We start from the raw sequence: 19,486 nt of genomic DNA, 5'->3' as shown, positions 1-19,486 counted from the left end.
TACCCACATGCATCCAAACCGGCGCTCGTTTGTTATTGTCGGCCCTTGCATCTCACGGGCAAAGGGCCATCCAGCGGAGAAGCAACATGACCACCGACGTCAGCAAGATACGCGGGCATATGGAAGTGATCGGCGCCGACGGCGTCCATATCGGCACGGTCGACAAGGTGGAAGGAGACCGCATCAAGCTCACCAGGGACGATAGCGGCATGGGCTCGCACAAAGGGCACCATCACTACATCCCGATCGCGCTCTTTGCGGAGGTCGAGGACGGCAAGGTATGGCTGTCGGCCAATTCGGATGTCGCTGTCACCTTCGAGGAAGAGAAATCCGGTCCGACCTGATCGGTGTTGTCGGATTGAAGCAATTCCGGACGGAAGCAACGGCGAAGACGCCGAGCCTGACCGCTGCACACTTTTCCTGGAATTGCTTCGGTCAGCGCGACGACCAGACAGGGAATAAATCGCCATCGGCGGGCGTCGCCGCATGCACGCCTCGGCTGATGGCGCGCGCCATAGTGGCGCCGGCGGCCGCGAACAGGTCGATCGCGGCGTCGGCATCGAGCTCGATGCCGCTCCTGGCGGTCGCCAGCGCAAAGACAAGGTCGCCATCGGCCGGCGTGTGCGTCGGCCAGATGGCGCGGGCAAAACCGTCATGCGCCGCGATCGCCAGCCGCTTGGCGGCGGCCTTGGTCAGGACGGCATCGGTGGCGACGACGGCGATCGTGGTGCTGCTGCCTTCGGCCTGCCCGCCGACGCGCCTGTCGCGGTATTTCAGCAAGATCTTCCTGGCATCCTCCGGCAGCGCCTCCGGGTGGCCCAGGCCGCCGAATTCGCCGTCGATCTCGAAGGGCGCCGCCCAGAAATGTCGGCTGCGGCCGACCGTCACCGAGCCGGTCGGGTTGACGGCGGCAAGCGTGCCGATGGTGACGCCGCTGTCGAGCACGGTCGAAGCGGAACCAAGGCCGCCTTTCAGCCCGGAGGTCAGCGCGCCGGTGCCGGCGCCCGCCGTACCGATACTGAAATCGACGCTTGCTGCCTGGACCGCCTCGTAGCCAAGCTCGCGGTAGGGTGGATATCGGCCCCAGTCCTTGTCGCCGCCATTGCGAAGGTCGAACAGGATGGCGGCCGGCACGATCGGCACCCGGAAGCCGCCGACCTCGACGCCGATGTTCTTCTCGCGCAATGCCGCCTGCACGCCGGAGGCGGCGTCGAGGCCGAAGGCGGAACCGCCGGACAGCACGACGGCGTGGATCGCGGCGATCGAATTCTGCGGCTCGAGCAGGTCGGTCTCGCGCGTTCCGGGCGCGCCGCCAAGCACCTGGACGCCGGCCACAGCCGGCTCGTCGCAGAGCACCACCGTGACGCCGGACTTCAACCTATGGTCTTCGGCATTGCCGACGCGAAGACCGGCGACGTCGGTGATCAGATTGCGCGGGCCGCTGCGGAACATCACTTCGTCTCCAGAGGCACGAAATGCGTGCCGTCGAAGCGGAAGAGGCGGAAAGGGTTCTGGCTGAGGTCGCCTTTTTCGTCGAAGCGGACGGCACCGATCGCGGTGGTGAAATCATGCCCAGTCAGCGCTTCGGCAAGCGGTTTGCCGGAGTTTTGCGCATCGGCGAGCGCCGCCTTGGCGATCTCGACCGCGGCATAAGCCGGCAGCGTGTAGCCCTCCGGCACGATGTTTTTTGCAGTGAAGGCCTGGACGAGCTTGGGGTCGGCGACCTCCTGCCATTCCGGCAGCGCGATCATCAGCGTGCCGGTGGCGTAGGGCACGTCGCCTGGCGGCGTGCGCAGGTTTTCGCCGCCGGCGAAGGTGATGGCGGTATCGAGTTGCGCGGCGTCGCGGCCCATGATGGCGACGTCATCGCCGTCGCCGCCGGCGAACACCTTCGTCGCGCCGGCCTTCTTCAAACGGCCGATAAGCCCGATCTGGTTGTCGAGTTGCGGCCGAAACGTGTCGGTGAAGACCGGCTTCAAGGCTGCCTGTTCGGCCGCGGCGCGGAACGTCTCGGCGATCTCGCGGCCATAGATGGTGCCGTCATCGACGATGGCGAACAGGTCGTCGCGCCAGAGTTGGGTGAGGTTGGTCGCAACCGCATTGCGCTCATCGTCGCCGCGCGGCCCGAGCCGATAGACCGGCCAGCCGGTCTTGGCGCGGCGGTCGGTCAGGCTCTCGGTGCGTACCCCGACTGTGATAACCGGAATGTCGGCGTCCTTGAGGATCGGCAGCGCCGCCTCGATCGCGTCGGTGCAGAGGAAACCGACGACGACATTGACCTTCTCGGCCGCGAATTCCTTTGCCGCCGCCGCGCCGCCATCGGCGGTGCAGGCGTCGTCAACGGCTTTCACGGTCACGCCGTTCGCTTCGGCCGCCTGCTCGGCGCCGTTCTCGACCTGTTTGCCGAGTATGGCCGACGGACCGGACAGTGGTGCTGCAACGCCGATCAGAACCTCGGCGTCAGCATTCGCGGCCAGCGACAGCAAGAGCAGCGCGGCTGATGTCGTCGTGAGAAGTCGCATTCGGGCGATGAAATCCTCCGTGCCGGGGAGTATAGGTCCGGCACTATCCCAGCAAAGCCCTAAAGGCTGGCTAAGGCGGGCGCAACACGCGAATTTGCGGATTGTGGTCAAGCACTTCGCCCGTGCCATGCGGCTTGTGGCGCGCAATAGGCCGCCATATATAACGGGCTTGTTCCCAAAGGCGGATTATCGCGTGCTGAAGATCAACGACATCGGGCCGCAGCACTATCGCGATGCGATGGCGCATTTTGCCGGCCACGTCCATGTGGTGACGACGGACGGCCCCGGCGGCAAACGGGGCGCGACGGTGATTGCCGCCTGCTCGGTCTCCGATACGCCGCCGACGGTGCTGGTCTGCCTCAACCGCGAAAACGTCAAGAACGAGGCCTTCATCAAGAACGGTAAGTTCGCGCTGAACACGCTGGCTTCGGACCAGGAGGCAGTCTCGGTCGGCTTTTCCGGCATCACCGGCCTGCCGTCGGAGGAGCGCTTCGCGCTTGCCGAATGGGACGTGATCTCGACCGGCGCGCCGACGCTGAAAGGCGCGCTCGCGGTGTTCGACTGCGAGATCATCGATGCCAAGGACCTTGCCACCCACCGTGTGCTTTTTGGCAAGGTGACAGGCCTGCGCATCGGCGATAATTTGCGGCCGCTGATCTACCACAACCGCGGCTATCATTTTCTTTGAAACCTTCATTTCGTTGAAAAGGGCAAGCGGGATCCATGGAGACAAGATGACCGCGCCGCGCCCCGCGCCGAAATCGATCGACGAAACGCTCGATCTTTTGACCGGCGCGGACTATGTCGCGGACCGCTCGCTGGCGACGGTGCTGTTTTTGTCGCTGCGCATGAAGCGGCCGTTGTTTCTCGAAGGCGAGGCTGGCGTCGGCAAGACAGAGATCGCCAAGGTTCTGGCCGAAGCGCTGGGCCGCCGGCTGATCCGCCTGCAATGCTATGAAGGGCTGGACGTCTCCTCGGCCGTCTATGAGTGGAATTACGCCGCCCAGATGATCGAGATCCGCATGGAGGAGGCGGCCGGCAAGGTCGTGCGTTCCGACATGGAGCGCAACGTCTTCTCCGAAAAGTATCTGATCCGCCGCCCGGTGCTCGACGCGCTGACCGGCAAGAGGGGTGCGGCGCCGGTCTTTCTGATAGACGAGCTCGACCGCACTGACGAGGCCTTCGAGGCGTTCCTGCTGGAAATCCTGTCGGACTTCCAGGTGACGGTGCCGGAACTCGGCACGATCAAGGCTGAAGAGCCGCCGATCGTCATCATCACCACCAACCGCACCCGCGAGATCCACGACGCGCTGAAGCGCCGCTGCCTCTATCACTGGGTCGACTATCCCAATGCCGAGCGCGAGCTGGAGATCGTACGCCGCAAGGTGCCGCAGGCGAACAGCCGGCTGTCGGCGGAAGTGGTGTCCTTCATCCAGAAGCTGCGCCAGGTCGAGTTGTTCAAAGCGCCGGGCGTCGCAGAAACCATCGACTGGGCCGGCGCGCTGACCGAACTCGACAAGGTGGCGCTCGATCCGGAAACCGTCTCCGACACGATCGGCGTGCTTTTGAAATACCAGGACGACATCGCCCGCATCGGCACGGGCGAGGGCCGGCGCATCCTCGATGAGGTGAAGGCCGAGCTGTCGGCGGCGGAATAGTCGGATGCCTTCGCTGCCAGAGCCCAAAGAAGCGACCGCCGACGGGCGCATCGCCGACAACATCGTCTATTTCGCCCGCGCCTTGCGCAAGGCCGGCATGCGCGTCGGGCCGGCGTCGGTCAAGGACGCCATCGAGGCGGTGCTCGCCGCCGGCATCGGTTCGCGCGACGATTTCTACTGGACGCTGCATGCGGTGCTGGTCTCGCGGCACGAGGATCATCCCGTCTTCGATGAAGCCTTCCGGCTGTTCTGGAAATCGCGCGAGCTGATCGAAAAGATGCTGGCGATGTTTTCGCCGGTCGCGCCAGACACGGCTGAAAAGCAGAAGCCGCGCGCGGCGGAAAACCGCGTCAGCCAGGCGATGTTCGAAGGCCACAGCAAGAACCAGCCAGTCCGTGAAGTGCCCGAGATCGAGATCGATGCGCGGCTGACCTTTTCCGGCAATGAGGTCCTGCGCGGCAAGGATTTTGCCCAGATGGACGCCGGCGAAATGGCCGAGGCCAAAAAGGCGATCGCGGCCTTGCGCCTGCCATTCGACATGGTGCGCACCCGCCGTTTCAAACCCGACACACAAGGGCGGCGCATCGATCCGCGCGCCATGATGCGCTCGGCTTCGCGCACCGGTGGCGCGCTCATCCTGCCGAAATTCCGCTCGGCCCGCGAAGTGCACCCGCCGCTGGTGGTGCTGGCCGACATTTCGGGCTCGATGAGCCAGTACACCCGCATCTTCCTGCATTTCCTGCATGCGCTGACGGAAAAACGCCGGCGCGTGCATGCTTTCGTCTTCGGCACACGGCTGACCAATCTGACCCGCCAGATGCGCCATCGCGATCCGGACGAGGCGTTGGCCGAATGCTCGGCGGCGGTGAAGGACTGGTCGGGCGGCACCCGCATCGGCGACACGCTGGCCGAGTTCAACCGGCTGTGGTCGCGGCGCGTGCTGGGGCAGGGCGCCGTGGTGCTTTTGATCACCGACGGATTGGAGCGCGACGACGTCACTGGACTGTCGGAAGAGATGGAGCGGCTCCACAAATCCTCCCGGCGGCTGATCTGGCTGAACCCGCTGCTGCGCTTCGACGGTTTCGAGGCGCGCGCGCGCGGCGTCAAGGCGATGCTGCCGCATGTCGACGAGTTCCGGGCGGTGCACAATCTCGATGCGCTGGCCGATCTGTGCGCCTCGCTCGACCAACGGCCGGCGGCCACGGTCAATCCACGGCGCTGGCTGCAAGCTGGCGGGAGACAGGCCGCGTAGCCATATGGACTTATGAACTTTGGGAAAACTAAAGTTTCCCTTGAAAAACAGACTTTGCGAGAAGCGACGATGGACGACAGCATCTATCTCGATGAGGCCCGCGATCCTCTGATCATCGCGGAGGGCTGGATGAAGGACGGCAAGGATGTCGCGATTGCGACCGTGGTCGAGACCTGGGGTTCGGCGCCGCGCCCGGTCGGCAGCCATCTGGTCATCGATGCCGAGGGCAATTTCCACGGCTCCGTATCGGGCGGCTGCGTCGAGGGCGCCGTGGTGACCGAAGCCATCGACGTCATCGGCTCGGGCAAGGCCAGGATGCTGGAGTTCGGCGTCGCCGACGAAACCGCATGGCAGGTCGGTCTTTCCTGCGGCGGCCGTATCAAGGTCTATGTCGAGCGCCTGGGCTGATCATTCATGGATCCCTATGTTCTGAAAACCTTGAACGAAGAACGACGGGCACGGCGCGCCGCGGTGCTGGTCACCGATCTCGGCGATGGCCGGGACCGCATCGTGCGCGAGGGCGATCCGGTCGCCGGCGATCTCGGCATGGCGATCGCCAAGGCGTTCAGGACAGGCAATTCTGGATCGGTCGAGGCGGAGGGGCGGACTTTCTTCCTCAACGCGCATCTGCCGCGTCCGCGGCTCGTGGTGATCGGCGCTGTGCATATCAGCCAGGCGCTCGCGCCGATGGCGCGGATCGCGGGCTATCCGGTCGAGATCATCGATCCGCGCACGGCCTTCGCCACGCCGGAACGCTTTCCCGATGTCGCGCTGCATGCCGAATGGCCGGAGGATGTGCTGAAACGCGCGCCGCTCGACAGTTACACCGCGCTTGCCGCCGTGACGCATGATCCGAAGATCGACGATTTCGCGCTGAAGGCGGCGCTCGATGCCGGATGCTTCTATGTCGGCGCGCTGGGCAGCCGCAAAACCCATGCAAAGCGCGTCGAGCGGCTGCTGGCGCTTGGCGCCGGCGCCGAGCAGATCGCCCGCATCCACGCGCCGATCGGTCTCGACATCGGTGCTGCCAGCCCGGCCGAGATCGCCGTCGCCATCCTGGCGCAGACCATCCATGCCTTCCGCTCGCGCGGCCTCGAAGCGAAAGGCGCCGTGGCGTGAAATTCGGCCCGGTTCCGATCGATGAGGCCGAAGGCGCGGTGCTGGCGCATGCGGTGACGGCCGGCGAAAAGCGCTTCCGCAAGGCGCACCGGCTGAGCAGCGAGGATATCGCAGCTTTGAAGGCTGCCGGCATCCGCGACGTCGTTGCCGCCGTTCTCACAACTGGCGATCTCGGCGAGGATGCAGCCGCGACGAAAATCGCAGCCGCCATGGTCCACCGCAATATCGAGGCCAGGCCTGCCGCGACCGGACGGGTGAACCTGCATGCCGAGGCGGCTGGCGTCTTCACGGTCGATGCCAAGATGATCGACGCCATCAACGCGGTCGATCCGGCGATCACCATCGCTACGCTGGCGCAGCATGCGCCGGTCGAGCTTGGACAGATGGTGGCGACGGTGAAGATCATTCCCTTCGCTGTGGCAGGCAGCCTGGTCGAGAAGGCGGCCAGGATCTGCGACGCCGGCGAGATCTTCGCGGTCAATGCCTATCGCCCAGTCCGCGTCGGCGTCATCCAGACGGTGCTGCCGGGCATCAAGCCAAGCGTGCTCGACAAGACGCTGCGTGTCACCGAGGCGCGGCTGGTGCGTTCGGGCAGCCGGGTGACGGCGGAGCGCCGCACCCCGCACGAGGTGGCGCCGGTCGCCGAGACTGCCTCGGTGCTGGCGCGCGACAACGACGTCGTGGTGATCTTCGGCGCTTCGGCGATGAGCGATTTCGCCGATGTCGTGCCGGCCGCGATCGAGCGCGCAGGCGGGACTGTCATCCGCGCGGGCATGCCTGTCGATCCCGGCAACCTGCTGGTTCTCGGCACGCTGGACGGCAAGCGCATTATCGGTGCGCCCGGCTGCGCACGCAGCCCCAAGGAAAACGGCTTCGACTGGGTGCTCGACCGACTGATCGCCGGGCTCGATGTGACCGAGGGCGATATTGCCGGCATGGGCGTCGGAGGGTTGCTGATGGAAATCCCGACCAGGCCGCAGCCGCGCGAGCCCGCGCGGCCAGCAGGCTCAGAGGCGAAGGTCGAGATCGTGCTTCTGGCCGCCGGCCGTTCCAGCCGCATGGGCGGGCCGAACAAGCTCATGGCGCTGTTCGAGGGCAAGCCGCTGGTGCGCCGCACCGCCGAGCGGGCGCTTCGCTCCAAGGCCACCGGCACCGTCGTCGTCACCGGGCACCAGCGCGAACGCATCCGCGCAGCACTTGCGGGCCTCGATGTGCGGCTCGCCGACAATCCGGATTTCGCCGACGGCCTCGCCTCTTCGCTGAAGGCGGGCATTGCTAATGTCGCTCACGATGCGGCTGGCGCCATGATCGTGCTCGGCGACATGCCGGGCGTCTCGTCGAAGGACCTCGACAGCCTGATCGATGCCTTCCGTCGCTCGGGCGGCCGCGCCGTGGTGCGGGCATCGCATCTGGGAAAGCGCGGCAATCCGGTGCTTTTGCCGCGTTCGTTGTTTGCCGCCGTCGCGCAGCTCGAGGGCGACACCGGCGCGCGGCATCTGGTCGAGGCTGAAGGGCTCGATGTCATCGATGTCGAGATCGGGCAGGGCGCCTCGATCGATGTCGACACGCCCGAGGCGCTGGAAGGAGCCGGCGGCGTCCTGCAGGATTGACAAAGCGGAGCTGAATTTCGCATGCCTTCCGGCATGTTTTTGCGCTTCCTCTTCGCCCTGCTCGTCGCAACCGGTTTCGCCGTCCAGGCCGCCAATGCCCAAACACTGTCGCTAAAACCGTTCAAGGACGACCTCTTCGCCTATCCGGCGACGCTGTCCACTGGCGACAACGGCGCCTACACGGTGCTCGACTACCATGAGATGCGCGATATCAACCAGCGCGACCAAGTGCCGGAAAAGCGCGTTCGCGCGCAGTATACCGATCCCGGCGTGCGCAAGGTGCAGCAGGATCTGATGCTGAAGTCCGATGCCGGCGACATAAGGCATGTCGCGGTCGGCAAGACCGAAGGCGCTTCGATCATCGTGCTTTACCTGCACGGGCAGGGCGGCAGCCGCAAGCAGGGCGTCGATGATTTCACCTTCGGCGGCAATTTCAACCGTATCAAGAACCTGATGGCTGCCAACAACGGCCTTTATCTATCGCCGGATTTCCCGGATTTCGGCGACAAGGGCGCCGGCCAGGTCGCGGCGCTGATCGATCATTATGCGCAGCAATCGCCAGGCGCGAAGATCTTCGTCGCCTGCGGCTCGATGGGCGGCATGATCTGCTGGAAGCTCGCAGCCCGCAACGACACTGGAAGGCGCATCAACGGGCTCTTGCTGCTCGGCTCGCTGTGGGACGAGAGTTTTCTGTCGAGCCCGGCTTTCAGGCGCCACGTGCCGGTGTTCTTTGGCCAGGGAAGCCATGATGTGGTCTTTCCCGTCGAGAAGCAGGAAGCCTTCTTCCGCTCCATCATCGCGAAATCGAAGGCCTACCCCTATCCGACTCGCTTCGTGCGCTTCGAGACCGGCACGCACGGTACGCCGATCCGCATGGTCGACTGGCGCGGAACGTTGAACTGGATGCTGACGAAGGCGCCCTGATCAGCCTGATTACGGCGCGGTGTTGTAGTCGATGATCGTCTGCGGATTCTGTTCGCCGTCATAGGATGCATCGACATCGTACTGGACCAGCGAAAAATCGCCGTTGCGGAACAGATACGTTCCCGATGACGAGGCGTCCGCTACGCCGCGCCATTTATCGAAGGTGACGATGGACTTGGTTTTATCGTCATAGTCGGAGTTGGTCGCCCAGCCGGTGGTACGGAAGCCGATGATGTGGATCGACTCGACCTTGCCTTCGGTATTGTTATTCTCGTAGCGGATGTCGAGCTCCGGCTCGGTGAATTGCAGCTGAGTCACGCCGTCGACATCGTTCCAGACGTAGTAGACTTCGCTTTCGTTATAGGCTGCCATGGAACAGAAGAAGCGGAACAGACGCGTCTCGCGTTCCGGATCGCTGGGCTGAGCGTCCTTGTCCTTGTAGTGGATGGAATAGGCTTGCGGCTCGCCGATCGGCTTGCCGTCAGTATCCTGCTTGTCGCATTGGTTGCCATAGGTGGCGAGGAATGCCTTCTTGGCCTGTTCCAACGCATCGTCCTTCTTCGGCGGCGGCGGGCCGTCGCCGCAGCTTGCCGGCACGGCGCTGTCGAAATCCTCGGTCGAGGGCTTCAGCGCACCCTTGTCGATGAAGATCGGTTGGAAGGGCGGCTCCTGGATCTGCGCATTGACCTGGCGAACCGTGTAGCAGCCGGCGAAAACCTTGGCGTCGCCCTTCTTGTCGGTCGCCTGGATGGCAACGGGGACGCTATAATAGATGCTGCCGGCGGCACCGTCCTCCGCGACGGCGCCGATCTTGACGTCGACCGTGTCGGTGCCGTCATAGCCCTTGACGAAGGTGTTGAAATCTTTTGCCGGCTTTGTATCGCCGTAGTAACCCCAGGCGCGGGCGAATTCATGCCGGTTGATGGCGCTGTAGAGCGAGCGGATCACGGCCTCCGCGGTGGATCTGTCGTCGATATAAGGCGCGTCCGCAGCCAAAGCGGACTGTGCAAGGCCAGTCAGAGAAAAGAAGACAGTCGCTGCGAAAGTGGCGCTCTTCATCGAATCCTCCCTCGGGTAACGAAAATACTACCACGGCGATTGCGGCGGCGCGGTGACGTGGCGGCAAGACTGCTTGAAGAATCGCGGCGACAGGCGCTAGGTCACGGCCCGCGGTGCTGGAGCCGCTTGGGAGATTTATCCGTGACCATTTCCATGTACGACATATCGGTGGGCGTCTTTTCGGCGCGGCTGAAGGCCTTGGCAAGCGTGCTCACGGCGGCGGAACAGAATGCCGGCGAGCGCAAGATCGATCCGCAGGTGTTTTTGACGGCGCGCCTTGCGCCCGACATGTTCGCGCTGACCAGGCAGGTGCAGATCGCCACCGACCACGCCAAGGGCGCGCCGTCGCGGCTCGCCGGGCGCGAAGTGCCGAAATACGAAGACAATGAAGCGACCTTTGCCGATCTGCAGGCGCGAATCGCCAAGACGCTCGATCTTCTGGCGACTTTCTCGGCGGAGGATCTGGAAGGCTCCGAGGACCGAACGGTCGAACTAAGGCTTGGCGGCCGCGAAGCCACGCTGCCGGGTCTGCAATACCTGCTGCATGTAGCGATGCCGAATTTCTACTTCCACATCACCACGGCCTACGACATCCTGCGCCACAATGGCGTGCCGCTCGGCAAGCAGACTTTTTTGGGAAATCGCTGACTTTGAATGGTTTGGAGGTTTCCCGGCAATCCGGGAAACCTCTTCGGTTCACCTAAAGCTTAGCGGATCGACATCTCGCGCGCGATGCGCGGAAAATCCGCCGGCTTGATGCCGATGTCGGCGCGGTCGGCATTGCTCATCGCGTTCAGAAGCGCGAGCGCCGAGCGGTAACGCTGGTGTTCCTGCGGCCGCGGCCGAGCGAACATTTCAGTGAAGAACCCCATGACTCAGTTGCCCCTGTTGGTCCTCCCGACGTCACGATATAGGTGATTTGTTAAAATTGTGCAGTGCAGCAATTGCATAGCAGCCATGCCTCGCGGAATTTTTCTGTCATAATCGATTTTTGATGAAACTTTTCCGTATCCTCGAACGTAGGCACGTTGCCGGCTCATGGCTGGCTTTTTCCTCGCCACTCCTGGCGACCTTGCCGGGCTGTATGAAAATGCAGCCCGGCTTTTTAGTTTGCGTGCCGTTTCAGGCGCTCAAAGGCCCGCAAAACGCGGCAATTGTTAACATCGCCAGCATTCATTTTTAACGAGAGCGCCCTATGGTCTGCGCATAAACCGATAGTGCGCGTGGTCGTGGGAGGCTGAGATCGGCACCGGGAGCAAGCTCGATTTCGCTTCGTTGCTCGACGACCTCATCATCGCCTCGGAAAAGGGCGGGGATGAGGGCGCAAGGCCGTCCATTCCGTTCGATTATCTGTCGGTGGCGGATGAGCTTCATTCCGGCCGCATCAAGGTTGCCGGCGAGAGCGTCGCCGCCGAATACCGTGAGGCAGGCGCCGATCTCGCCGCCGAATTCGCCGCGTTGCTCGACCAGGCAAAGGTGGTGCTGGCGGCCGAGGAACCGCGACCGGAGGAGAAGCTGCCGCCGATCGACCCTGAATCGATCGCCGGTGAACTCGGTCTCGACCGTCCCGCCAAGAACGCCGATTTCGGCCGCATACGCCGGAACTTCGCCTTCGCCAACCATCCGGATCGCGTCGCGCCGCATCTGCGCCAGCGCGCCATGATCCGCATGCAGGTGGCTAACATGCTGATCGACGAGGCCAAGCGGCGCGCGCTCGCCGGCGCCAGACGCTAGCTCTTAGACATTCACGCAAAAGTCGGCGGCTGCAGGGCTTGGAGAAACTCCGGCCTATGCTTTATGCTTGAATTTCCTCCCCGCGCTGTCCGCGCAAAAACTTCCCGGCGGAGAAATTTCGATGCAAAAACGCCGCCTCGGTCGGACCGATCTTCTTGTTTCGCAAATCTGCTTGGGGTCGATGACCTGGGGTCAGCAGAACACCGAGGCCGAAGGTCACGCGCAGATGGACCTGGCGTTCTCGCGCGGGGTGAACTTCATCGATACGGCCGAACTCTACCCGATCCCGCCCAAGGCCGAAACGCAGGGGCGCACCGAGAAGATCATCGGCTCCTGGCTGAAGGCCAACGGCAATCGCGACAAGGTGATCATCGCCTCGAAAGTGGTCGGCCGCACCGGCAACACCTGGTTCCGCGGCGACCGTCCCTCGCAGCTCAACCGCACCGACATTTTCGACGCGGTCGAGAAGTCGCTGGCCAAGCTCGGCACCGACTATATCGACCTCTATCAGATCCATTGGCCGGAGCGGGACATTCCGTGGGGGTCGAACCCGACGCGCGTCGGCGCGATGCCGCGCCGTGCCGACAGCGAGGGCGCGCCGTCCGACGAGACGCCGATCGCCGAGACGCTTGCCGTGTTCGAGGAATTGGTGAAGGCGGGAAAAATCCGCCATTTCGGCCTGTCGAACGAGAGTTCCTGGGGCGTCATGCGTTTCCTGTTCGAGTCCGAGAAGGGCGTCGGCCCGCGTGTCGCGTCGCTGCAGAACGCCTATAACCTCGTCAACCGCACCTTCGAGGTGAACCTCGCCGAGGTCTGCACGCGCGAGGAGGTTTCCCTGCTTCCCTATTCGCCGCTGGCGCAAGGTTATCTCACCGGCAAATACGACCATGGCGCGCGGCCGCAGGGTTCGCGCTCGCAGCTCTTCAACCGCGGCCAGCGCTATGAAACGCCGAACGCGGCCGCGGCGCAGCTGGAATACAATGAGCTGGCGCGCTCCTTCGGCATGGAGCCGGCGCTGTTCGCCAACGCCTTCGTGTCGAGCCGGCCCTTCGTGACCGCCAATATTGTCGGTGCCACCAGCGTCGCCCAGCTCGACATAGCGTTGTCGTCGGCCGACGTCACCTGGACCGAAGAGATGCAGAAGGCGGTCGACGCGATCCACCAGCGCGTCGGTAATCCGTGCCCGTGACCGGAAATTATTAAACAAAGACAGGGGGATGGAGACGATGGCAGATTTTCCGATCGAGGCGGTGCGCGGCAAGTTCCCGGCGCTTGCGCTGACCGACAAGGGCCGCCGTCGCATCTATCTCGACAATCCGGCCGGCACGCAGGTGCCGCAAGAGGTGGCCGACGCGGTGTCACGCTGCCTGCTGACCACCAACGCCAATCTCGGCGGCTTCTTCGAGACGACGGTCGCGGCGCAGCAAGTGGTTGACGAGGCGCATGCCGCGATGGCCGACTTCCTCAATGCGGCGAGCGTCGAGGAAATCGTCATCGGCGCAAACATGACGACGCTGACCTATCACATGTCGCGCACGCTCGGCCGCACGATGAAGCCCGGCGACGAGATCATCGTCACGCGCATGGACCATGAGGGCAATGTCTCGCCCTGGCTGCAGCTTGCCGAGGATCTCGGCTTGGTGGTTCGGTTCCTGCCGTTCGACGAGCAGAGCTGGCAGGTCGAGGAAGCGGCGCTCAAGGCGCTGCTTTCGGACAGGACGCGGCTGGTGGCGCTGAACTATGCCTCGAACCTCACTGGTTCGATCAACCGGGTGAAGGCGCTGACGGCGATCGCCAAGCAGGCGGGCGCGCTGGTCTATGTCGACGCGGTGCAGTTCGCGCCGCATGGGCTGATCGACGTGCAGGACCTCGGCTGCGATTTCCTGATCTGCTCGGCCTATAAATTCTTCGGGCCGCATATGGGCATCTTGTGGGGCCGCCGCGACGTCATCGATGCGCTGCAGCCCTATAAATGCCGGTGCTCTTCCAATGGCCTGCCGGAACGGTTCGAGCTCGGCACGCCGCAGATCGAACTGATGGCCGGCCTGACGGCGGCAATCGACTACTTCGCCGATCTCGGCGCGGCAGCCGGCGAGGGTGGCTCGCGGCGGCAGCGGATCGCGAAGGCGTTCGAAGTTTCGATCGCCTATGAGAATGCGCTCGCCCGGCAGTTGATCGAGGGTCTTTCGGATATCGAGGGCCTGACCATTCGTGGCATCACCGATCTGGACCGTCTCGGTGAACGCGTGCCGACGGTTTCCTTCACCGTCGAAGGCATCGCGCCGGAAACGATCGTGCGGCAGATGAATGCCGAAAACATCTTCCTGTGGTCCGGCCACAATTATGCGTGGGAGATCGTCCACCAGCTCGGCATTCCGGCCGAGCAAGGCGTCGTGCGCATCGGCATCGCGCATTACAACACGGCGGGCGAGATCGCGGAGACGCTGGAAAGCGTGCATCGGGTGATCGCGATGCTCAGGCAACAGCGATCTTAATCCGGGCTATCCGTGCTTGCCGCCGAAGCCGGTCAGGAAGGCGGTTAGGTTGTCGCCGAGCGCGTCGCAGAGATAGCCGCCTTCCTGGACGATGACCGTCGGCAGGCCAAGCCCGGCAATCGCTTCGCCGATCCGGGAATAGCCAGGTGTCGTCACCGAAAGCCCGCCGAAGGGGTCGCCTTCGAAGGCGTCGAGGCCGAGCGCCACCACCAGCGCCTCAGGGGCGAAGGCGCGGATGCGCTGGAAGGCCGTGCCGAGCGCTTCGAGAAACGCCGCGTCGGCGGATTTGCGCGGCAGCGGCAGGTTGAGATTGTAGCCCAGCCCAAGGCCTTCGCCGCGCTCGTCGGCATGACCCCAGAAGAACGGATAGAAGCGCACCGGATCAGCATGCAGCGAGACGGTGAGCACGTCGGGACGGGCGTAGAAGACGCCTTGCGTGCCGTTGCCGTGATGCAGGTCGACATCGAGGATGGCGACGCGCGCAGCATTTTTCCGCAACACCTGCGCCGCGACCGCCGAATTGTTGATGAAACAGAAGCCGCCGGCGACATCGGCAAAGGCGTGATGCCCCGGCGGGCGGCAGAGCGCATAGGCCGAAGCCGCGCCGGTCATCACGGCCTCGGCGGCCTCGACCGCGCTCCAGGCGCTCCATAGCGCGCTGTTCCAGGTCTCGGCCGAGATCGGGCAGGCGGTGTCGGCCATGTGATAGCCGGCCTGACCAACCGCCGAGGCGGGATAAGAGCCGCCGCGCGCGATCGGATGGATGTTCGGGATGACTTCGGCGGAGGCGTCTTCGATGCGCTGCCAGCGTGAAAAAATGTGCTCGAGGAAGTCGAGATATTCGGGCGTGTGGATAGCTGAGATCGGGCCGAGGCCGTGATTTTTCGGTCGCTCCACCGTCAATCCAGCCGATATTGCGCCGGCTAACAATCTCTCGACCCGCTCCGGTTTTTCCGGATTGGGCTGCGGCGCGCCGCTGGACAGGAAAGCCTTCGGATCGTGGCGCTTCTGCTCTTCGGCGTAAAAAGCTTTCATCGTCATTCCTCCGGCGCGTCGGCAAAGGCGAAGAAGGCGTCGCCGACGATCTTTTGCACCTGCTCGTAGTTCGCCCAGCCTATGCCCAGGCGTTCATAGAAAGCCTTGGCGCTCTCATTGTCGGTGTCGACCGAGAGTCTCAGATAGACGCCGCCTGCCGCGCGGCATTCCTTGGCGACGCGCCGCAGCAGCTTTTCGCCGATACGCCGGCCGCGAAAACGGTCCTCGACATAGAGGTCCTGGATATAGACGCCGGGACGGCCCATCCAGGTCGAAAAAATCGGGAAATACAGGCAAAGACCCGCGAACGCGCCGTCGACCTCGGCGATCAGGGTAGAGAAGGCGGGTTTGTCACCGAAACCGTAGGTGCGGATGTCCTTGGACGTCGATTTGATGTCCTGGTGTGAGCCTATCTGTCTGCTGAGGCTGAGCAGCGCGGCATATATCACCTCGACGTCGTCGATGGTGCCGGGCCGCAGAAGTATGTCGGTGGCCTGCTGCCGCATCGATTAGTCCGCAGGTCCGGCAGCGCCGGTCAAGAGATCGTCAAGCTCGTTGATCCTGTCTTCCGAAAAGACGCGGACGCCGTTTTCCTCGAGCAGCGCGGTGGTCGTGCCTCGGCCCGCCACGCGCGCGCCTGAAAAACTCCCGTCATAGATGAAACTGCTGCCGCAGGACGGGCTGCCGTCCGTCAGAACGGCGTAGCGGCATCCGCTTTCGCGGGCGAGGTCGAGCGCCAGTTGCCCGGCTTCACGGTAAAGGCGGGTGACATCGCCGCCGGTCTGTTCGATTACGCGGCCTTGGCCTTGCAGAACCGCATGGCCGTCGCCGGCGCCCTGGATTTCGGCCGGCGGGCGCGGCGTCGCGAAACCCGCGGCGACCTCGGGGCAGATCTGCACGATCCGGCCCTCCGACTGCCAGCGCGCCAGCACGGGATGACGGTCGAGCCGAAACGAGCCGTTGTAGCGCACCTTGCTGCCGAGCAAGCAGGCCGAGACAAGCACCCTTTCCATAGCGGCTCCTCCCTTGCGCGGCCTCAGCGATCGACCGGCAGACCGAGTTCGGCGGCAAGCGCTTCCAGCGTGTCGCCAAGCACGGCGATGATCTCGCCGATCTGCTCGCGCGTCGTAATCAAAGGCGGGCAGACCATGAAATTATCACTCACCGGGCCGCCGCGCACGCGTCGCGAATAGATGACCAGTCCACGCTCGAAGGCCAGATCGATGAGCCGCAGATTGGCGTTCAGGTTTTGTGGCAGCGGCGTCCTGGCCACGGGGTCGGCGTAGAGTTCCGCCCCCATGAACAGGCCTTTGCCACGCACATCGGCAATGAACGGAAAGCGGCTGGAGAGAGCTTCGATTTCGCCCCGCAGCACTTCGCCCATGACGGCGGAATTCTCGACCAGGCCCAGGCGGTCGACTTCGTCCAGCACGGCGACGCCGGCCGCGCAGGCGACGGGGTTGCCGCCATAGGTATGGCCGTGCAGGAAGCCGCCGGCAGCAACGACCGGCCCGACGATCCTCTCGGTCGCGGCAAGTGCCCCCAGGGGCGCATAGCCCGAGCTCAGCCCTTTCGACAGCGCGACGATATCCGGCCGGCAGGCCCAGTGGTCACCGCCCAGGAATTTTCCGGTGCGTCCGATGCCGGTCATTACCTCGTCGTGGATAAGCAGGATGCCGTGGCGGTCGCAGATGTCGCGGATCCGGGCAAAATAGCTGTCGGGCGGCACCAGCGCCGCGGTCGCCGCGCCGCCGATCGGCTCCATGATGAAGGCCAGAACGCTTTCGGGCCCTTCCTCCAGGATCTTTTCCTCAAGCATATCGGCGTAGCGGACGCCGCGCTCTTCCATCGACAGATTGTCGCGATCGCGATGGACAGAAGGGGCCGGCACCAGCGGCATCGGACGGCCGACCGGGTCGAATGTCCTGGTCAGGATATCGTCGCCGGTGACGGCAAGCGTGCCAAGCGTGATGCCATGATAGGAAGGCATGCGGCCGATAATCTTCCAGCGCTTGTCCTGGCCAGTCGCCACCGCCCATTGGCGCGCCAGCTTGAGGCAGGCCTCGACCGCCTCGGAGCCGCCGGAGACGAAGTAGATCCGGTCGAGCCCGTTCGGAAGCCGCTCGGCAAGGTCGCGCGCCAGCGCGACGGCCGATTCGTTCTCGAACTGGAAGATGTAGGCGAAGCTGACTCGGTCGAGCTGCCGCTTCATCGCATCGATGACGTTGCGGTTGCCGTGACCGACATTGACGTTGACCGCGCCGCTCGAGCCGTCGATGTAGCGGCGGCCGCCCCTGTCCCACAGATAGATGCCGTCGGCGCGGTCCACCATCGGCTGGGGCCGCCGCGTGAAATGGAACAGGTTCGGCCGGCTGGCGGTTTCGATGGACTGCGCAGTGTTCATTCGCCCCTCTCGTCGCGGCCAAGATAGCGGTCGAGGACATTTTTGGTCACGCGTTCGACCATCGGATCCTGCCTTAGCAGGCCGGCGACCCATTCGCAGCTTCCAGCGTGGAACACCTCGCCTTTGCCGCGCGGGAAATTGACGATCATGCCGTTGCCGCGCTTGACCTTTTCCAGATTGGCGTCGCTGGCCTCGCCGAACAAAGTCTCGGCGGTGAAGCGGCCGTCCTCGTCGGTGAGGAACTGGTCCTCGATCGGGATGTCGGCGCTTTCCTCGACCTGGCTCGCCATGCCGACGGCCAGCACCTGCAGCCCCTCCGGCGCGCCGCTGTCGGCGGTCGGGTAGGGCAGGCCGCCGCGGATCTCGAAGTCGAGGCCGTCGACCTCATAGCCATAGACATGACTGTCGGCGCCGAGCAGGTCGCCATAATAGATGCCGGTGCCGGCGAAGGCCCAGTGCTCCGGACGATAGACCGGAAAGCCGCGCACGCCGCGCGGCGCGCAGCCGCCCCAGCCGGCATAGACGCCTCGGGTCGCGTTGAGGCCGAACGTGGCGCTGCCGGGACGGCCGATCTCCGGCGCCTCCCAGGAATTGGTGGCGCGGGTGACGTCGCCGCCGCGATAGGCCGGGTCCTCGGCGCGCGCCCGGTACTTGTAGCAGATTTGCCGCCGGCCCTGGTCCTCCAGCCTGGTCTGCCACATGAAATTGCCGGCAAAGCGCGCCGCATGGCCGCCGCGCTCGACGTAAGTGTCGACCGCGTCGCGCATCTCCCAGGTCCAGTATTCGTCATGGCCGACGAAGACGACGCAGTCGTAGCCGTCGAGGATCTCTGGCGAGAAATGCAGATCGTGCTGGCTGGCGAGGTCTATTCTGTAGCCGGCGCGCTCGGCGAAGCGGAAGAGATGGCTGTCGTAGCTCGCCCAGCCGGACGAGGCATATTTCTTCGAATGTCCCGTGGCGAAGGCCCATTCCATATGCGGATAGCGCGGCACGGTTTTTGGCGGCATCGCCACTTCCAGGGGCACGCGCGGGGCCTCCCTAGGCAGCACGACGAAGCCGCGGCACCAGGGGCGCTGCGTGGAGACCATCGTGGCATACTGGTCGCGCTTCGGGCCGGTGATGCCCTGATAATGGTTGGAGCCGCCCCAGGTGTTGTAGGCGAGCCAGGTGCCGGTCGCCGCGACCTGCAGCAGGCGGCCGGGTTTGTTGCCCAGTGGCGGCGCGACGATGAAGAGGTGATGACTGAGGATCAGCCTGCCGTCGCGGCCATCAGCCGTCAGCGTTATGCGGTAGGCGGCCGACGGCCAGTCGGGCTCGACGCGAAAGTCGAACGAGGCCTGCCAGCCGCAGCCTTCGACCGAGCACTGGTCGGGCGTGTCCTGCCAGCGCGCCGACAGGCCGGTCTTTTCGAAGACTTTGGTTTCGGTAGCTCCGTCGCGGACAATGCTGATTGAGAATTGCGGCGCGGTCGAGCTGACATGCAGGGTCACCGTCTCGCCGGGACGATAGGAAAACCGGTCCGAGTAGCACCAGATCTCGCCGCGCTCGCCGTCCATGCCTGGCCATTCGTAATAATGGCCGCGCACCGCTGCGCGGCGCTCTTCGGGCGTCAGCCCGAAATCGGGGAATTCGGTCGGCAGTTGCGTCAAAGAACACCTTGGATCGACAGGCCGT

The 19,486-nt window shown here is 64.3% G+C and carries 22 protein-coding genes; 13 read left to right on the top strand and 9 right to left on the bottom strand.

The features are described 5' to 3' along the window. The first annotated feature begins 86 nt into the window (after positions 1-86). Positions 87-344: a DUF2171 domain-containing protein gene (locus FJ988_RS04340; RefSeq protein ID WP_140815534.1), complete on the top strand. Its 258-nt coding sequence runs from the start codon at positions 87-89 to the stop codon at positions 342-344. Positions 345-435: 91 nt separating this feature from the next. Here the strand turns inward: FJ988_RS04340 and FJ988_RS04335 are convergent, their stop codons facing one another. Further along, a complete protein-coding gene (locus FJ988_RS04335) occupies positions 436-1,452 on the bottom strand; it encodes a P1 family peptidase (protein ID WP_140815533.1) in 1,017 nt (338 codons plus the stop codon). Beyond that, entirely contained in the window at positions 1,452-2,522 is a 1,071-nt protein-coding gene (locus FJ988_RS04330; RefSeq protein WP_140815532.1) for a branched-chain amino acid ABC transporter substrate-binding protein, read from the bottom strand. The genes FJ988_RS04335 and FJ988_RS04330 overlap by 1 nt, the downstream gene beginning before the upstream one ends. Before the next feature lie 193 nt (positions 2,523-2,715). Here FJ988_RS04330 and FJ988_RS04325 point away from each other — a divergent pair, with 193 nt between their 5' ends. From FJ988_RS04325 to FJ988_RS04295, 7 genes are all read left to right on the top strand, one after another. Further along, positions 2,716-3,210, top strand: coding sequence for a flavin reductase (locus tag FJ988_RS04325; RefSeq protein WP_140815531.1), 495 nt, complete (start codon positions 2,716-2,718; stop codon positions 3,208-3,210). A 46-nt stretch (positions 3,211-3,256) separates the two neighbouring features. Further along, positions 3,257-4,180, top strand: a complete 924-nt coding sequence (locus FJ988_RS04320) for a MoxR family ATPase (protein ID WP_140815530.1) — start codon at positions 3,257-3,259, stop codon at positions 4,178-4,180. 4 nt (positions 4,181-4,184) lie between these two features. Beyond that, positions 4,185-5,432: a VWA domain-containing protein gene (locus FJ988_RS04315; RefSeq protein WP_140815529.1), complete on the top strand. Its 1,248-nt coding sequence runs from the start codon at positions 4,185-4,187 to the stop codon at positions 5,430-5,432. A gap of 69 nt (positions 5,433-5,501) precedes the next feature. After that, positions 5,502-5,840: an XdhC family protein gene (locus tag FJ988_RS04310; RefSeq protein WP_140815528.1), complete on the top strand. Its 339-nt coding sequence runs from the start codon at positions 5,502-5,504 to the stop codon at positions 5,838-5,840. Between the two features lie 6 nt (positions 5,841-5,846). After that, positions 5,847-6,551, top strand: coding sequence for an XdhC family protein (locus FJ988_RS04305; RefSeq protein WP_140815527.1), 705 nt, complete (start codon positions 5,847-5,849; stop codon positions 6,549-6,551). Next, complete coding sequence (locus tag FJ988_RS04300; RefSeq protein ID WP_140815526.1) at positions 6,548-8,161, top strand: molybdopterin-binding/glycosyltransferase family 2 protein; 1,614 nt, start codon at positions 6,548-6,550, stop codon at positions 8,159-8,161. The genes FJ988_RS04305 and FJ988_RS04300 overlap by 4 nt, the downstream gene beginning before the upstream one ends. A 33-nt stretch (positions 8,162-8,194) precedes the next feature. Next, complete coding sequence (locus FJ988_RS04295; protein WP_140815852.1) at positions 8,195-9,085, top strand: alpha/beta hydrolase; 891 nt, start codon at positions 8,195-8,197, stop codon at positions 9,083-9,085. 9 nt (positions 9,086-9,094) lie between these two features. On the opposite strand, the gene FJ988_RS04290 is transcribed toward FJ988_RS04295, so the two are convergent. Continuing rightward, positions 9,095-10,144, bottom strand: a complete 1,050-nt coding sequence (locus tag FJ988_RS04290; protein WP_140815525.1) for a DUF1176 domain-containing protein — start codon at positions 10,142-10,144, stop codon at positions 9,095-9,097. A gap of 141 nt (positions 10,145-10,285) precedes the next feature. Here FJ988_RS04290 and FJ988_RS04285 point away from each other — a divergent pair, with 141 nt between their 5' ends. Beyond that, positions 10,286-10,792, top strand: coding sequence for a DUF1993 family protein (locus tag FJ988_RS04285; RefSeq protein ID WP_140815524.1), 507 nt, complete (start codon positions 10,286-10,288; stop codon positions 10,790-10,792). Positions 10,793-10,851: 59 nt separating this feature from the next. Here the strand turns inward: FJ988_RS04285 and FJ988_RS04280 are convergent, their stop codons facing one another. After that, positions 10,852-11,016 (bottom strand): DUF1127 domain-containing protein, encoded by a 165-nt coding sequence (locus FJ988_RS04280; RefSeq protein WP_095765222.1) that lies wholly within the window; start codon positions 11,014-11,016, stop codon positions 10,852-10,854. Positions 11,017-11,138: 122 nt separating this feature from the next. Here FJ988_RS04280 and FJ988_RS04275 point away from each other — a divergent pair, with 122 nt between their 5' ends. The 4 genes from FJ988_RS04275 to FJ988_RS04260 all read left to right on the top strand — a co-directional run bounded on the left by FJ988_RS04275 (position 11,139) and on the right by FJ988_RS04260 (position 14,373). Continuing rightward, positions 11,139-11,327 (top strand): hypothetical protein, encoded by a 189-nt coding sequence (locus FJ988_RS04275; RefSeq protein ID WP_140815523.1) that lies wholly within the window; start codon positions 11,139-11,141, stop codon positions 11,325-11,327. A gap of 92 nt (positions 11,328-11,419) precedes the next feature. Next, the gene (locus tag FJ988_RS04270; RefSeq protein WP_140815522.1) at positions 11,420-11,878 is read left to right on the top strand and encodes a hypothetical protein; all 459 of its coding nucleotides are present in this window, start codon (positions 11,420-11,422) and stop codon (positions 11,876-11,878) included. Positions 11,879-11,999: 121 nt separating this feature from the next. Next, positions 12,000-13,067: an aldo/keto reductase gene (locus FJ988_RS04265; RefSeq protein ID WP_140815521.1), complete on the top strand. Its 1,068-nt coding sequence runs from the start codon at positions 12,000-12,002 to the stop codon at positions 13,065-13,067. 37 nt (positions 13,068-13,104) lie between these two features. Continuing rightward, the gene (locus FJ988_RS04260) at positions 13,105-14,373 is read left to right on the top strand and encodes a cysteine desulfurase-like protein (protein ID WP_140815520.1); all 1,269 of its coding nucleotides are present in this window, start codon (positions 13,105-13,107) and stop codon (positions 14,371-14,373) included. 6 nt (positions 14,374-14,379) lie between these two features. Here FJ988_RS04260 and FJ988_RS04255 read toward each other — a convergent pair whose 3' ends face one another. The 5 genes from FJ988_RS04255 to FJ988_RS04235 are packed head-to-tail and all read right to left on the bottom strand — an operon-like array spanning position 14,380 to position 19,461. Continuing rightward, positions 14,380-15,408, bottom strand: a complete 1,029-nt coding sequence (locus tag FJ988_RS04255) for a histone deacetylase family protein (RefSeq protein WP_140815519.1) — start codon at positions 15,406-15,408, stop codon at positions 14,380-14,382. 2 nt (positions 15,409-15,410) lie between these two features. Beyond that, positions 15,411-15,914, bottom strand: coding sequence for a GNAT family N-acetyltransferase (locus FJ988_RS04250; protein WP_140815518.1), 504 nt, complete (start codon positions 15,912-15,914; stop codon positions 15,411-15,413). A 3-nt stretch (positions 15,915-15,917) separates the two neighbouring features. After that, positions 15,918-16,421: a DUF523 domain-containing protein gene (locus FJ988_RS04245; protein WP_140815517.1), complete on the bottom strand. Its 504-nt coding sequence runs from the start codon at positions 16,419-16,421 to the stop codon at positions 15,918-15,920. Between the two features lie 23 nt (positions 16,422-16,444). After that, a complete protein-coding gene (locus FJ988_RS04240; RefSeq protein ID WP_140815516.1) occupies positions 16,445-17,812 on the bottom strand; it encodes an aspartate aminotransferase family protein in 1,368 nt (455 codons plus the stop codon). Then, entirely contained in the window at positions 17,809-19,461 is a 1,653-nt protein-coding gene (locus FJ988_RS04235; RefSeq protein WP_140815515.1) for a N,N-dimethylformamidase beta subunit family domain-containing protein, read from the bottom strand. Before FJ988_RS04235 ends, FJ988_RS04240 begins: the two co-directional genes overlap by 4 nt. Between the last annotated feature and the right edge of the window lie 25 nt (positions 19,462-19,486).

Origin of the sequence: Mesorhizobium sp. CU3 (assembly GCF_006442965.1) — a bacterium.
In the GTDB taxonomy this organism is placed as follows: domain Bacteria; phylum Pseudomonadota; class Alphaproteobacteria; order Rhizobiales; family Rhizobiaceae; genus Mesorhizobium.
Note: the sequence above shows the minus strand (reverse complement) of the source record. Positions and strands in the feature narration are given on the sequence as shown.